Below are 13,350 nucleotides of genomic sequence, written 5' to 3'. Positions count from 1 at the left end.
CTCAGGCGACGGCAGCTTGCCCTTGCGTCCAGGGCAGCGCGGCTCACGATTGTGTGGCTGCAGGCCAGGCTAATAACCTGCAGCACTCGCAAACCGCGCCGGATTCTACCAGCTTGCGCGGGTGGTCGTTATAACAGGTTCTTTAGTTGATATAGCATTTCGATAGCTTGGCGCGGCGTCATGTCGTCCAGTTGCAGCTTGCCCAGCTTCTCTATGGCCGGGTGTGGCAGGCTGGCGAACAGGTCGCTTTGGTGCGGCACGCTTGGCTCGCCCTTGCTCTTGTTGGCAAGTGGCGCGTCATGGGGCAGGCTGGCAGTTTCCAGCCGGCCCAGGTGTTCGCGGGCACGCTGGATCACCGGCCCCGGCACCCCGGCCAGCTGGGCCACGGCCAGGCCGTAGCTCTGGCTGGCGGGGCCTGGCAGCACGTGGTGCAGGAACACGATGCGTTCGTTGTGCTCGGTGGCGTTCAGGTGCACGTTGGCCACCAGCGGTTCGCTCTCCGGCAGCACGGTCAGCTCGAAGTAGTGGGTGGCGAACAGGGTGTAGGCGCGCAGCTGGGCCAGGCGCTCGGCGGCGGCCCAGGCCAGCGACAGGCCGTCGAAGGTACTGGTGCCGCGGCCCACTTCGTCCATCAGCACCAGGCTGCGGTCGGTGGCGTTGTGCAGAATGTTCGCGGTTTCGCTCATCTCGACCATGAAGGTCGAGCGCCCGCCGGCCAGGTCGTCGCTGGAGCCGATGCGGGTGAAGATACGGTCGACCAGCGAAAGCTCGCAGCTGGCCGCCGGCACGAAGCTGCCGATATGCGCCAGCAGCACGATCAGTGCGGTCTGGCGCATGTAGGTGGATTTACCGCCCATGTTCGGGCCGGTGATGATCAGCATGCGCGTGCTGTCGTCCAGGCCCAGGTCGTTGGCCACGAACGGGGTGGTCAGCACCTGTTCGACCACCGGGTGGCGGCCCTGCTCGATGCGCATGCACGGCTCATCGACGAAGCTCGGGCAGTTAAGGTCGAGGTTCAGCGCGCGTTCTGCAAGGTTGCTCAGCACGTCCAGCTCGGCCAAAGCGGCGGCGCTGTCCTGCAGCGGCGCCAAGTGGCCGATGAGGGTCTCCAGCAGCGCGTCGTAAAGCATCTTTTCGCGGGCCAGGGCGCGGCTTTTGGCCGACAGCGCCTTGTCCTCGAATGCCTTGAGTTCCGGGGTGATGAAGCGCTCGGCGCCCTTGAGGGTCTGGCGGCGGATATAGTCGCCCGGGGCCTGCTCGGCCTGCTTGGTCGGCAGCTCGATGTAGTAGCCGTGCACGCGGTTGTAGCCGACCTTGAGGTTGGCAAGGCCGGTACGGGCCTTTTCACGGGCTTCGAGGTCGATGAGGAACTGGCCGGCGTTCTCGCTCATGGCCAGCAGCTCGTCCAGCTCGCTGTCGTAGCCGGTCTTGAGCACGCCACCGTCGCGGATCACCGCCGGCGGGTTGTCGATGATCGCCCGCTCCAGCAGGCCGGCCAGCTCCGGGTAGGTGCCGGTGATGGCGGCCAGGCGCGCCAGGTGCGGCGCTTCCAGCTCGGCCATGGCGTTCTGCAGCTCGGGCAACGCGCCCAGGGCGTCACGCAGGCGCGCCAGGTCGCGGGGGCGGGCGTTGCGCAGGCCGATACGCGCCAGAATACGCTCGATGTCGCCGATTTCCTTGAGCTGCGGCTGCAGCTTTTCGAAACGGTAGCCGTCGAGCAGGCAACGGATAGAGCCCTGGCGTGCGGTGAGCACCTTGAGGTCGCGCAGCGGGCGGTTCAGCCAGCGGGTCAGCAGGCGGCTGGCCATGGCGGTCTGGCAGCGGTCGACCACCGACTGCAGGGTGTTGTCGCGCCCGCCGGCCAGGTTGATGTCCAGCTCCAGGTTGCGGCGGCTGGCAGCGTCGAGGATGACCGTGTCATCCATGCGCTCATGGCGCAGGCTGCGCAGGTGCGGCAGCGAGGTGCGCTGGGTCTCTTTGGCGTAACCGAGCAAGCAGCCGGCGGCGCCGATGGCCAATGTCAGCTTGTCGCAGCCAAAGCCTTTGAGGTCCTGGGTTGCAAACTGCTGGCACAGGCTCTTGCGCGCCGAATCGCGGTCGAAGTCCCAGGGCGCGCGGCGGCGGGCGCCGGGGCGCTTCTCGGCCGGCAGGCCTTGTGGCCAGTCATCCGGGATCAGCAGCTCCACCGGGTTGATGCGCTCCAGCTCCGCCAGCAGGTTTTCCCAACCCTTGATCTCCTGCACTGTGAAGTTGCCGCTGGTGATATCCAGCACCGCCAGGCCGAACAGGCGCTCGTCACCCAGCAGGGCGGCGATCAGGTTGTCGCGGCGCTCGTCCAGCAGCGCTTCGTCGCTGATGGTGCCCGGGGTGATGATGCGCACCACCTGGCGCTCCACCGGCCCCTTGCTGGTGGCCGGGTCGCCGATCTGCTCGCAGATCACCACCGACTCGCCGAGCTTGACCAGCTTGGCCAGGTAGCCCTCGAGCGAATGGAAGGGGATCCCGCACATGGGGATGGACTGCCCCGCCGACTGCCCGCGGGCGGTCAGGGTGATATCCAGCAGTTTCGCGGCCTTCTTCGCATCTTCGTAGAAGATCTCGTAGAAGTCGCCCATGCGGTAGAACATCAGCTGGTCCGGGTGCTGGTTTTTCAGCTTCCAGTACTGCTGCATCATCGGGGTGTGTGCGGAGAGATCGGACATTCGGGGCCTTGAAGCGGGATCTGGTGGCTGTTGCGAAACCGCTAATGGTACAGGCTTTTATTGCCCGTTGCAGGCGCCTTGGCTGGGGCAAATCTGCGCATCAGCTGTACAGCTGGTTGAGCAGGATCAGTTCGATCACCACCACGACCACGCATACCATGACGAAGCCGCGGGTGAACACGCGTCGCGGGCGTTCGAAGGAGGGCAGGTCCTGCGGGTTGAAGTTCAAAGCCACCGCCAGCAGGATCAGCAGCCATACAAGCAACTGCCGTGGCCAGCGGCGCTGGGGAGTGAAGTCCATGTCGGTGTTCCATTCCCTGTCTGCATAAAGAAGAGCCGCGCGGCGACGATACCCACACAAGGTGACGGCAACAAGCACCGAGTGATTGCATTCCCCCCGGCGCACCTGCATTATGCACGCTATGCAAAAACGCAACGTAGCCTCCGTACTCAAAGCGCTGCTCGACCGCCACGGCCTGTCCCCGACAGAGCTGCACCGGCGCACGGGCGTTCCGCAATCCACGCTGTCGCGTATTCTCGGCGAGAAAATCGTCGACCCGTCCGACAAGCACGTGTCGCGCATCGCCGAGTATTTCGGCATCAGCACCGACCAGTTGCGCGGCCGCGCCGAGCTTGGCGAGTCGCGCGAAGCCGCAGCGTCCACGCCAGCCCATTTGGCGCTGAACGACATCAGCCTGTGGGATGATGAAACCCCCGTCGAGGACGACGAGGTGTCGGTACCCTTTCTTCGTGAGGTCGAGTTGGCAGCAGGATCAGGAAGATTCGTCATCGAAGAGAGCGAGCATGCCCGCTTGCGTTTCGGCAAGCGCAGCCTGCGCCACAACGGCGTGCAGTTCGACAACGCCAAGTGCGTGACCGTGCGCGGCAACAGCATGCTGCCGGTGCTGCGCGACGGCGCCACGGTGGGGGTGAACACCGGCAAGTGCACGGTGGGCGACATCATCGACGGCGACCTCTACGCCATCAACCACAACGGCCAGCTGCGGGTGAAGCAGGTGTACCGCTTGCCCACCGGCATTCGCCTGCGCAGCTTCAACCGCGACGAGCACCCCGACGAGGACTACAGCTTCCAGCAGATGCAGGATGAGCAGATCAGCCTGCTCGGCCATGTGTTCTGGTGGGGCATGTACGCCCGCTGACCTCTCCTGCGCAAAGGAAACCCGCCTCGGCGGGTTTTTTTTCGTCCTCAGAAAAGCCCTACAAGCCGCGTCATGCATGGACTGCATGCATTTCAGCAAATTCCAGCGCATAAAAACTTGAAAAAATGCATTGACTGCATATGCATCAATGCATAACCTGTGTCTCAAGCCGGTCAGCAACCGGTTGTTACACAGGCAGCGATGAACAGGCCTCGACTGTTCAGAGGGTTGGCAACTGGCCCGGGTGTGCAGCGTAAAGCACCAGAAGCAGTTATCCGGCGGGCAGGCGGCCGCGGTCGGAGTCACCAATTTGAAGCGCAACCGCACGGCGTCACCAGTCGTGGCCGGCGGTTGGACAACGCATTACTGCAGGGCCTGGCGAACCGGGCCCTTTGGAATGCCACGTTCATTCATATGCACACAACCCATACGCACCGCCGGCATGTCGCCGGCGGGCATCACACAGGAGACAGGACAGTGACGAACGAGCAACAGACGTTGCTGGAAATGCCGCTCTGGCTGGTGATCGTCCTGGCATTGCTGGGCGGTTTGTCTGGCGAGATGTGGCGCGCCGACAAGGCTGGTGCCCGGGGCTGGGCGCTGATCCGGCGGCTGGCGCTGCGCTCCGGGGCCTGCATGGTCTGCGGGGTGTCGACGGTCATGCTGCTGTATGCCAGCGGCATGTCTATCTGGAGCGCCGCGGCCTTTGGCTGCCTCACCGCCATGGCCGGCGCCGACGTCGCCATCAACCTTTACGAACGCTGGGCGGCCCGCCGCCTGGGCCTGCGCGAGCCGGCCAGTGGTACTGAGCAATGGAAGGAGGATGCATGAGCCAGCTGGCCACTTTACAGGCAACCCTCACCGCCACCATTCGTGAGGCGATGCCGGATTTGGCGTCAGTCGACGCTGATTCAGCTGTAGGAAACAGCCCTGCATTACCGGCCCTGCGCCACGGCATCGTCAGCATGGTCGCCGACGCCGCGCCCAGGGATGGCCGCTCGGTACTGGCGGTCACCTTCGAGGCCGATATCACCCCCGACAACGCCAGCAACGATGCACGGTTGCAGGGCAGCGAGTTGGCGGCGCAACTGATGGACCTGTTGCGCCAGCAACTGTGGGGCCTGGAGTTCGTCGAGGCGACTCGCAACGTGCAGGCGCAGTACCAGGGCGCGCAATGGAAGGTGCGCTGGGAGCAACCGGTGTTGCTGGGCGAGCCGCGTTGGGAGTGGCCGGACCAACCGCCGGGCAGCCTGATGCTGGGCTTCGACCCGGATACCGGTACCGGCAACGAAAACCGCTACATCAGCCCGGAGGACCTGGCATGAGCTACGCCAGTGCCATGCACGACCGCATGCTGGCTGCCCTGGTGATCCCGTGCCGGGTGGTGGCGGTGGATCTGGCCGCCGCCCGGGTGCGGGTGTCCGATGGCGGCGGCTGGACCAGCGCCTGGGTGCGCTGGCATTCGCTGGCCGCCGGTAAGGCCCGGCACTGGCGGGCGCCGAGCCTGGACGAGCAGGGCGTGCTGGTCAGCCCCAGCGGCGAGCCGGCGCAGGGCACTTTCGTGCCTGGGCTGTACGGCAATGCCGGCAACCCGCCGGACAACCGCGACCATGTAGAAGCCTGGCATTTCGACGACGGCGGCTCGCTGAGCTACGACTGGCAGGCCGGGCGCTACGCCATCCAGCTGCCCGCCGGCAATGCCACCATCAGCGTGGCCGGCAGTGTGCTGGAGGTAAACGACGGCGCCATCACCCTGAAGGCGCCCTCGGTCACGGTCGAGGCCTCGACCATCACCCTGGCCGGCCAGGTGGCGGTCAACGGCCCGCTCACCGTCAGCGGCGACATCAACGGCGGCGGGCGGATCATCGATACCGCCGGCAACACCGCCAACCACAAGCACTAGGCAGGAGCCCGCGATGCTAAAGGATTTTCGTTGCGGCACCTGCTCGCGACTGCTTGCCCGCATGGGCGTGCTGACTGAACTGCAAATCAAGTGCCCGCGTTGCGGCACCTTGAACCATGCCAGGGCCCAGAGCCCCGAGCGATCGCCTGAGAGCGACCTGAGCGCGGCCCCGGCCGCGTCCCATCCCTCGCTGCAATAGAGGCGGGGGCTGGCAAACGGCCGCAACGCGGCCCGGGCCAACCCTCGCATCACAGGAGAACGCTATGCATACCCACGAACGGGGTGCGCCCGCGTCGGGAGGTGCCCCTTGATCGGCATGGACCGCCGTACCGGGCAACCCTTGAGCGGCATTGCCCACCTGCGCCAATCCATCGAAGACATCCTCACCACCCCCCTCGGCAGCCGGCGTATGCGCCCCGACTACGGCAGCCAACTGCGCCGCTACATCGACCTGCCGGTCAACGAAGGCTGGAAGAGCGCAGTGCAGGCCGAAGTGGCCCGCGCCCTCGGGCGTTGGGAACCGCGCCTGGCGCTGGAGCGGGTGAAGGTGGTGGCGGTGCTCGACGGCCAGGTCAGCCTGGCCCTCAACGGCCGTTACCTGGGTGACGACATGCTGGTGGAGGTGAGCGTATGAGCCAGGTCGACTTGTCGAAACTGCCCGCGCCGCAACTGCTCGAAGACCTCGACTTCGAGGAGCTCTACCAGCAGGACCTGGACACCTTCCGCACGCAACTGGGCGACAGCTGGAACGCCAACCTTGAAAGCGACCCGGTGACCAAGCTGCTGGAGGTGGGGGCCTACCGCAAGCTGCTCAACCGGGCGCGCATCAACGACGCAGCCAAGGCGCTGCTGCTGGCCTACGCCGAAGGCCGCGACCTTGAACAACTGGCCGCCAACGTCGGCCTGCAACGCCTGGTGATCCAGGCCGAAGACCTCACCGCCACACCGCCGGTCGAGGCCCTGCTGGAGCTGGACGACGCCCTGCGCGAACGGGTGCAACTGGTCTACGAAGGCCTGACCACCGCCGGCCCGCGCAACAGCTACATCCTGCATGCCCGCAACGCCTCCGGGCAGGTGGCCGACGCCACCGCCGAAAGCCCGTCGCCTGCGGTGGTGGATGTCACCGTGCTGAGCCTGGAAGGCGATGGCAGCGCCAGCGCCGAACTGGTCGCCGAGGTGGCGGCTTACCTCAACGACGACGATATCCGCCCGGTGGCCGACCGGGTGCAGGTGCGCAGCGCCGAGATTCTGCCGTACCGCATCGACGCGGTGCTGCACATGGCCGGCGACGGCCCGGAGTACGAGGCCATTCTGGCCGAGTGCCGCCGGCGCCTGCAGGCCTCGGTCAACCCGCGCCGGCGCCTGGGCGTCGAAGTGGCCCGCTCGGGCATCGATGCGCTGCTGCACATCGACGGCGTCAGCCGGGTCGAGCTGATCGGCTGGGCCGACCTGCAACCGAGCAAGGCCCAGGCCGCCTGGTGCACAGGCTTCGACCTTGCCCGCGGAGGCTGACATGCAAAGCCTCCTGCCGCTCAACCGCACGCCCCTGGAACGGGCCCTGGAAGTGGCCGCCGACGAGGACCTCAAGGCCGGCCTGCGCACCCTCTACAACCCCGACACCTGCCCGGCGCACCTGCTGTACCAACTGGCCTGGGCCTGGTCGGTGGACCGCTGGGACGACAACTGGAGCGAGGCGATCAAGCGCTCGGTAATCCGCTCGGCGTTCTACGTACATGCCCACAAGGGCACCCTCGGCGCCTTGCGCCGGGTGGTCGAGCCGTTCGGTTACCTGATCGAGGTGCGCGAATGGTGGCAACTCGACCCGCTCGGGGTGCCCGGCACCTTCGCCCTGAAAGTGGGGGTGGAAAACGCCGGCATCGACGAAAACACCTACCAGGAACTGAGCCGCCTGATCGAGGACGCACGCCCCGTCAGCCGCCACCTGATCGGCCTGGACATCAGCCTCGAAAGCCTGCTGCCGGCCTACCAGGCGCTGGTGGTCAGCGATGGCGAGCTGCTCGAGGTATTCCCCTGGGAGGCGGCGGACATCGACGTGCACCTGGCCGCCAGCCAACGGCTGAACGACCACACACTGGACATACTGGACATCTACCTAAATGGCTAACTCAACCACTCAATTTGGTGGGTTCCTGACCAACGTCGGCACCGCCCAGCAGGCCAATACCGCCGCGCTGGGGCTGCCCTGGAACATCACCCACATGCTGATCGGCGATGCCGGCGGCGAACCTTCGCAAACCCCCGACCCCACCCCCAAGCCGACCCAGAGCGCGCTGGTGCGCCAGGTGTACCGGGCGCAGCTGAACGCGCTGTACCCGTCGCCCGCCGACCCCAACGTGCTGGTGGCCGAACTGGTGCTGCCGCCCGAGATCGGCGGCTGGTGGATCCGCGAGCTGGCGTTGGAGGACGCCAACGGCAACTTCATCGCCGTGGCCATGCCCGCGCCGAGTTACAAACCATTGCTGGCGCAGGGCTCCGGGCGTACCCAGACCATCCGCATGCACGTGGTGTTCGGCAACTTGGCCAACGTCACCCTGAAGATCGACCCGAGCATCGTGCTGGCCACCCGCGACTACGCCGACAAGGCGCGTGAAGCGGCCGAGCTGTATGCCCGCAACCAGATCAAGGCGCACGTCGAGGCCGCCGACCCGCACCCGCAGTACCTGCGCCGCGCGGATGTAGCCAAGGACGCCGGCCAACTGGCCTGGCTGGGCGCTGCCACCGGCACCGGCGATGCCCTGATGCTCAAGTTCAAGAGCAGCGAAGCGGCGCTTGCGGCCTACGCCGCCGGCCAGCGTTTCCAGTTCCAGGCCAGTGCCAGCAACACCGGCGCCGTGACCGCGCGCATCAATACTCTGGCCGCCGTGGCCGTGAAAAAGGCCGGCAGCGCTGGCCTGGTGGACCTGGTGGCCGGTGATATCCGCGCTGGCGCTTTGTACGACCTGAACTACGACGGCACCTACTTCCAGCTCGGTGGCGGCGTCGGCGCCGGCAAGGCGTTCGAGCGCTTCTCGTTCGAAGCTTCGGTGGGGCAAACCACCTTCAACGTGCCCCACACCATCGGCAGCACCATCGTGCTGCGCAACGGGCGTGAGGTGACCGACTACCAGGCTGACGGGCAGAAGATCATCTTCCGTACGGCTTGTGCGTTTGGTGATTCGGTGGAGATTCTGGCGTTCAGCGCGTTTCAGTCGGCTGACAGCTATACCAAGGCTGAAGTGCAGGCACTGATGTTGACTGCTTCGGCGCTGCCGGTCGGGACCATGCTGCCGTTTCCACGCGATGCCGTGCCGGCAGGGTTTCTGGAGGTCGACGGCCGTGCGTACAGCGCTGCGATCTATCCCGATCTGGCGGCGTATTTGGGCGGGGCGTTCGACAAGGGCGATGAAGGGGCAGGGTTCTTCCGCTTGCCGGACACTCGTGGTGAGTTCCTGCGGGGTTGGGATCATGGCCTGGGTGTGGATGTCGGGCGTGGGATTGGTACGAATCAAACTGACTCTTTACAGAACGTAACGGGTTCCGTTGGTCGAATGGTCCCTGCGAACGATTCGAGTAGAGACGCAACAGGCCCTTTCCAAGTGGGAGATGCGTTAAATGCCGTTGCTGCTGGGTCAGGTTCTCCGTTGCGATTTATGACGTTTGATCTGTCCCGCTCAGCACGTACTTCTACCGAAACCCGGCCGCGCAACTTGGCAGTGATGTGGTGCATCAAGGCCTGGAACGCGCCGGTCAACCAAGGAAACATCGATGTGGCTGCGCTCGCAGCGCAAGTCGCTGTAGGCATCCCCAAGTACTACCTTCATGGCCTCGGCTTGTCCGTCAACGCCGTTTCCCCAACCACAGCCATCGATGTAGCGCCAGGTATCGCAAGGGGCGCAGGTAACCCGGTCGAGTTGAATAGCGCCATCACTGGCGTGTTGCAGGCGGTGGGTAACTGGACGCCAGGGGCTGGTGGCAACAAGCTCGATACTGGTGTTCGAACGGCCAACAGTTGGTACAACGTCTTCATGATCCAGCAGATCACCGACGGCCAAGCTGACCTGTTGTTCTCGTTGAGTGCTTCAGCCCCGATGTTGCCTGCGGGTTACGGTGTGGTCCGGCGAATTGCGTCGATCGCCACCAATGAAGCGAATGAAATCATCCCGTTCATCAATGTCGGGCGGCGGTTCCTTTTCCAATCCCCTATCAAGGATGGGGCGGGTTCTATGGCGGGCGGTGACAGCACAAGAACGCTCACTTTGTCTGTGCCTCGGGGTAAGCGCGTGCTTGTTCATTTGCATGTCGGCTTCACGGGCTCTGCGTCCACTGTATATCTGCGTCCAACAGACGCTAATGTTGCTTCAATAAAGTGGGTAACTGCGAACAATGCTGCAGCATTGGCGGCTTGGGGCGTCGGCCAAAGTCTAAATACTTCGGATGTGGATTTCGGTGCTTTCTCTTTTGATGTGGTTTCTGACGCATCAGGGGCAGTCGAGATGCAGTTGAATAACGCGTCTGCAGGGTTCTATTCAATTTCAACACTCGGCTATAGCGAGCTTGATTAAGGAAAATCTATGCCATTCGTACAACGAAATGAACAAGGCCAGATCACCGGTCAATATGCAAATCGTCAACCGGGTTATGCCGAGGAGTGGTTGCCTGGAGAGAGTGAAGAGTTGACTTTCGTAAGCCCTCAGCAACGTGCTGACGAAGAGCGGGGCTGGCGCAACACACAATTCACCGGGTTGATCTGGCTACGCGACCGTCACCGCGATCAGCTTGAGATCGGCGCTACGACCACGCTGTCCTCTGAACAGTTCGCCGAGCTGTTGGTGCACATGCAGGCGTTGCGTGACTGGCCGCAATCCGAAGCCTTCCCCGATGCCGCGAAACGCCCGCAGGCTCCGCAATTCCTGGAACAGCTTGGAGGTGACCAATGAGCCGCGCCGATAACCTTGCCGTCAATGACAAAGCGGTGCAGGACTTTGCCCTGCAAGGTGAAATCAGTGAGGCGGAAGTAACCGCTGGTTCTGCGCAAGGTAGCAAGTGGTTGAGCTTGCGCCGGATGCGTATGGGCTTTGCGGCCAAGCTCTCGCAAAACGGATACTTAACGTTTCCTACCTGGCTTGGCGGTCTGATCATTCAATGGGGGCGCATTGCCACACCAGTCGGCGACAAAGAGTACGAGGTTGTTTTCCCAATCCCGTTTCCTGCCGAATTGTTCAATTTGCAAGTTGCCTATGGCTACGACCAAGCAAGGCAAAACGACGGTATCGTGGCTCAGATAAGTGCAACTACCTTGCAAGGATTCATGGCCAACAGGCAGGACATTTACCAGGTCACTAGCGTGGCAAGCGCGTATATCAACTTCTTTGCCATTGGGCGGTGATTAGCGCTATCGCGCAATGCCAAACCTGACAGCCCCGCACCGCCGGGGCTTTTTTTCACCCGCAAAACACCCCTCAAGGCCCCGCACCCTCGCGGGGCCTTTTCATATCTGAATCTGGAGCAAAACCCCTATGAGTGGATTCTTCCACGGCGTCACCGTGACCAACGTCGACACCGGTGCCCGCAGCATCGCGCTGCCGTCTTCCTCGATCATCGGCCTGGTGGACACCTTCACCGAAGGCGCTGGCGCCACCGCCAAGGCAGGCGACCTGGTGCTGATCACCAGCGAGCGCGAAGCGGTGACGGCGTTCGGCCAGGATGCGGCCATCACCAAGGCCTGCCGCGCCATCTACACCCGCGCCAAGGCGGTCATCGTCGCCTGCGGCGTGGCCAAGCTCAGCGACGCGGCCGAGCAAACCGCGGCGATCATCGGCACCGTGCAGGCCGACGGCAAGCGCACCGGCCTGCAGGCGCTGCTGGACGGCAAGAGCCGTTTCAACGCCCAGCCACGCCTGCTGGTCACCCCGAAACACAGCGCTACCGACGCCGTCGGCACCGCGCTGGTGGCCCTTGCCGACAAGCTGCGCGCCATCGCCATCATCGACGGCCCCAACACCACCGACGAGGCGGCCATCGCCTACGCCGGCAACTTCGGCGCCAAGCGCGCGTTCCTGGTCGACCCGGGCGTGCGCTACTGGGACAACGACGAAGCCGCCACGGTGGACGCACCGGGCTCGGCCTGGGTGGCCGGTTTGTTCGCCTGGACCGACCGTGAATACGGCTTCTGGGCCTCGCCTTCGAACAAGGAGTTCGTCGGCATCACCGGCACCAGCCGTGCGGTGGAGTTCCTCGATGGCGACGACACCTGCCGCGCCAACCTGCTGAACAACGCCAACATCGCCACCATCATCCGCGATGACGGCTTCCGCCTGTGGGGCAACCGCACCCTGTCCAGCGACCCGAAATGGGCCTTCGTCACCCGCGTGCGCACCATGGACATCGTCATGGACGCGATCCTCTACGGCCACAAGTGGGCCGTCGACCGCTCCATCACCGCCACCTATGTGAAGGACGTCACCGAAGGCCTGCAGGCCTTCATGCGCGACCTGAAGAACCAGGGCGCGATCATCAACTTCGAGGTCTACGCCGACCCCGAGCTGAACACTGCCAGCCAGCTGGAGCAGGGCAAGGTGTACTGGAACATCCGCTTCACCGACGTACCCCCTGCCGAAAACCCCAATTTCCGCGTCGAAGTCACCAACCAGTGGCTGACCGAAGTCCTCGATTCCGCCGCTTAAGGAGCGCATTTACATGGCAATGATTCCCGAAACACTGGCCAACCTGAACCTGTTCGTCGATGGCGTGAGCTTCCAGGGCGACGTGCCCAGCCTCACCCTGCCCAAGCTCACCCTGAAAATGGAAGAGTACCGCCCAGGTGGCATGGACATGCCGGTCGAGATGGACCAGGGCATGGAAAAGCAAGAGGCCGCCTTCACCACCACCGGCGTGCGCCGCGAGGCTTTGAAGTTCTTCGGCCTGGCCGACGGCAACGGCTTCAACGGCACCTTCCGCGGCGCCTTCAAGGGCCTCAAGGGCCAGATCAACCCGGTGGTGGTGACCCTGCGCGGCACCCTTAAAGAAATCGACATGGGCGACTGGAAGTCCGGCGACAAGGCCGAGATCAAGCACGGCGTCAGCGTCACCTACTACAAGCTGGAAGTCGACGGCCGCCTGATCTACGAGATCGACGCCATCGGCATGAAGCGGGTGATCGACGGCACCGACCAGCTGGCCGCCCAGCGCGCCGCCCTTGGCTTGTAAGGAGGCTGCACATGGCTCAAGCGAAAAAGCTTCCGCAGTGGCTGAGCGTCGACGCCGAGCGCGTCACCGTGCGCCTGTCCCGCCCCAGTGAGGCCAACGGCGTGCAGGTCGACAGCCTGTCGCTGCGCGCCCCCACCGTGCGTGATATCCGCAACGCCCAGGCGGGCGGCGCCAAAGACGACGAGCAGCGTGAACTGAACCTGTTCGCCTCGCTTGCCGAAGTGGGTGTCAAGGACCTCGAGGGCCTGGCCCTGAAGGACTACAGCCGCCTGCAAGCCGGCTACTTTCGCCTGGTGCAGGACGACGAGCTTTGACCCTGCCCGGCAGAAGGCCGCCGCACGGCGGCTGGCCACGGAGCTGAACTTTTCCGCGAGCGAAA

Annotated in this window: 16 protein-coding genes; 14 read left to right on the top strand and 2 right to left on the bottom strand. The window is 64.3% G+C overall.

Annotated features, from left to right (window positions below; translation table 11 throughout):
* Positions 1-128 precede the first annotated feature (128 nt).
* Both mutS and KSS93_RS23335 read right to left on the bottom strand, forming a co-directional pair.
* Positions 129-2,702 (bottom strand): DNA mismatch repair protein MutS, encoded by a 2,574-nt coding sequence (gene mutS / locus KSS93_RS23340; protein WP_217886166.1) that lies wholly within the window; start codon positions 2,700-2,702, stop codon positions 129-131.
* Between the two features lie 100 nt (positions 2,703-2,802).
* Complete coding sequence (locus KSS93_RS23335; RefSeq protein ID WP_217888815.1) at positions 2,803-3,003, bottom strand: hypothetical protein; 201 nt, start codon at positions 3,001-3,003, stop codon at positions 2,803-2,805.
* Between the two features lie 121 nt (positions 3,004-3,124).
* Between KSS93_RS23335 and KSS93_RS23330 the strand changes: the two genes are divergently transcribed.
* From KSS93_RS23330 to KSS93_RS23260, 14 genes are all read left to right on the top strand, one after another.
* Entirely contained in the window at positions 3,125-3,862 is a 738-nt protein-coding gene (locus tag KSS93_RS23330) for an XRE family transcriptional regulator (protein WP_217886165.1), read from the top strand.
* Positions 3,863-4,339: 477 nt separating this feature from the next.
* Entirely contained in the window at positions 4,340-4,693 is a 354-nt protein-coding gene (locus KSS93_RS23325) for a phage holin family protein (protein WP_217886164.1), read from the top strand.
* A complete protein-coding gene (locus KSS93_RS23320; protein ID WP_217886163.1) occupies positions 4,690-5,187 on the top strand; it encodes a hypothetical protein in 498 nt (165 codons plus the stop codon). The genes KSS93_RS23325 and KSS93_RS23320 overlap by 4 nt, the downstream gene beginning before the upstream one ends.
* The gene (locus tag KSS93_RS23315) at positions 5,184-5,765 is read left to right on the top strand and encodes a phage baseplate assembly protein V (protein ID WP_217886162.1); all 582 of its coding nucleotides are present in this window, start codon (positions 5,184-5,186) and stop codon (positions 5,763-5,765) included. The genes KSS93_RS23320 and KSS93_RS23315 overlap by 4 nt, the downstream gene beginning before the upstream one ends.
* Before the next feature lie 13 nt (positions 5,766-5,778).
* Positions 5,779-5,964 carry a Com family DNA-binding transcriptional regulator gene (locus tag KSS93_RS23310; RefSeq protein ID WP_217839935.1) on the top strand — a complete coding sequence of 62 codons (186 nt, stop codon included), beginning with the start codon at positions 5,779-5,781 and terminating at the stop codon, positions 5,962-5,964.
* Between the two features lie 108 nt (positions 5,965-6,072).
* The gene (locus tag KSS93_RS23305) at positions 6,073-6,399 is read left to right on the top strand and encodes a GPW/gp25 family protein (RefSeq protein ID WP_217886161.1); all 327 of its coding nucleotides are present in this window, start codon (positions 6,073-6,075) and stop codon (positions 6,397-6,399) included.
* Positions 6,396-7,277, top strand: a complete 882-nt coding sequence (locus tag KSS93_RS23300) for a baseplate assembly protein (RefSeq protein WP_217886160.1) — start codon at positions 6,396-6,398, stop codon at positions 7,275-7,277. The genes KSS93_RS23305 and KSS93_RS23300 overlap by 4 nt, the downstream gene beginning before the upstream one ends.
* A gap of 1 nt (position 7,278) precedes the next feature.
* Positions 7,279-7,890 carry a phage tail protein I gene (locus KSS93_RS23295; protein ID WP_217886159.1) on the top strand — a complete coding sequence of 204 codons (612 nt, stop codon included), beginning with the start codon at positions 7,279-7,281 and terminating at the stop codon, positions 7,888-7,890.
* Entirely contained in the window at positions 7,883-10,327 is a 2,445-nt protein-coding gene (locus KSS93_RS23285; protein ID WP_225917243.1) for a phage tail-collar fiber domain-containing protein, read from the top strand. The genes KSS93_RS23295 and KSS93_RS23285 overlap by 8 nt, the downstream gene beginning before the upstream one ends.
* 9 nt (positions 10,328-10,336) lie before the next feature.
* Positions 10,337-10,702, top strand: coding sequence for a phage tail assembly chaperone (locus tag KSS93_RS23280; RefSeq protein ID WP_217886158.1), 366 nt, complete (start codon positions 10,337-10,339; stop codon positions 10,700-10,702).
* The gene (locus KSS93_RS23275; RefSeq protein WP_217886157.1) at positions 10,699-11,151 is read left to right on the top strand and encodes a gp53-like domain-containing protein; all 453 of its coding nucleotides are present in this window, start codon (positions 10,699-10,701) and stop codon (positions 11,149-11,151) included. Before KSS93_RS23280 ends, KSS93_RS23275 begins: the two co-directional genes overlap by 4 nt.
* A gap of 130 nt (positions 11,152-11,281) precedes the next feature.
* The gene (locus tag KSS93_RS23270) at positions 11,282-12,448 is read left to right on the top strand and encodes a phage tail sheath subtilisin-like domain-containing protein (RefSeq protein WP_217886156.1); all 1,167 of its coding nucleotides are present in this window, start codon (positions 11,282-11,284) and stop codon (positions 12,446-12,448) included.
* A gap of 13 nt (positions 12,449-12,461) precedes the next feature.
* Positions 12,462-12,971, top strand: coding sequence for a phage major tail tube protein (locus KSS93_RS23265; protein WP_217839929.1), 510 nt, complete (start codon positions 12,462-12,464; stop codon positions 12,969-12,971).
* 11 nt (positions 12,972-12,982) lie between these two features.
* Positions 12,983-13,285, top strand: a complete 303-nt coding sequence (locus KSS93_RS23260; protein ID WP_217886155.1) for a phage tail assembly protein — start codon at positions 12,983-12,985, stop codon at positions 13,283-13,285.
* Positions 13,286-13,350 lie beyond the last annotated feature (65 nt).

Origin of the sequence: Pseudomonas xanthosomatis (genome assembly GCF_019139835.1) — a bacterium.
Lineage (GTDB): Bacteria > Pseudomonadota > Gammaproteobacteria > Pseudomonadales > Pseudomonadaceae > Aquipseudomonas > Aquipseudomonas fakonensis.
This window is presented reverse-complemented; position numbering and strand designations above follow the sequence as displayed.

Excerpts from the sequence above, each read along its gene's own strand:
- mutS (WP_217886166.1), bottom strand. The coding sequence starts at position 2,702 with ATGTCCGATCTCTCCGCACACACCCCGATGATGCAGCAGTACTGGAAG.
- KSS93_RS23335 (WP_217888815.1), bottom strand. The coding sequence starts at position 3,003 with ATGGACTTCACTCCCCAGCGCCGCTGGCCACGGCAGTTGCTTGTATGG.
- KSS93_RS23330 (WP_217886165.1), top strand. The coding sequence starts at position 3,125 with ATGCAAAAACGCAACGTAGCCTCCGTACTCAAAGCGCTGCTCGACCGC.
- KSS93_RS23320 (WP_217886163.1), top strand. The coding sequence starts at position 4,690 with ATGAGCCAGCTGGCCACTTTACAGGCAACCCTCACCGCCACCATTCGT.
- KSS93_RS23315 (WP_217886162.1), top strand. The coding sequence starts at position 5,184 with ATGAGCTACGCCAGTGCCATGCACGACCGCATGCTGGCTGCCCTGGTG.
- KSS93_RS23310 (WP_217839935.1), top strand. The coding sequence starts at position 5,779 with ATGCTAAAGGATTTTCGTTGCGGCACCTGCTCGCGACTGCTTGCCCGC.
- KSS93_RS23300 (WP_217886160.1), top strand. The coding sequence starts at position 6,396 with ATGAGCCAGGTCGACTTGTCGAAACTGCCCGCGCCGCAACTGCTCGAA.
- KSS93_RS23295 (WP_217886159.1), top strand. The coding sequence starts at position 7,279 with ATGCAAAGCCTCCTGCCGCTCAACCGCACGCCCCTGGAACGGGCCCTG.
- KSS93_RS23285 (WP_225917243.1), top strand. The coding sequence starts at position 7,883 with ATGGCTAACTCAACCACTCAATTTGGTGGGTTCCTGACCAACGTCGGC.
- KSS93_RS23280 (WP_217886158.1), top strand. The coding sequence starts at position 10,337 with ATGCCATTCGTACAACGAAATGAACAAGGCCAGATCACCGGTCAATAT.
- KSS93_RS23275 (WP_217886157.1), top strand. The coding sequence starts at position 10,699 with ATGAGCCGCGCCGATAACCTTGCCGTCAATGACAAAGCGGTGCAGGAC.
- KSS93_RS23270 (WP_217886156.1), top strand. The coding sequence starts at position 11,282 with ATGAGTGGATTCTTCCACGGCGTCACCGTGACCAACGTCGACACCGGT.
- KSS93_RS23265 (WP_217839929.1), top strand. The coding sequence starts at position 12,462 with ATGGCAATGATTCCCGAAACACTGGCCAACCTGAACCTGTTCGTCGAT.
- KSS93_RS23260 (WP_217886155.1), top strand. The coding sequence starts at position 12,983 with ATGGCTCAAGCGAAAAAGCTTCCGCAGTGGCTGAGCGTCGACGCCGAG.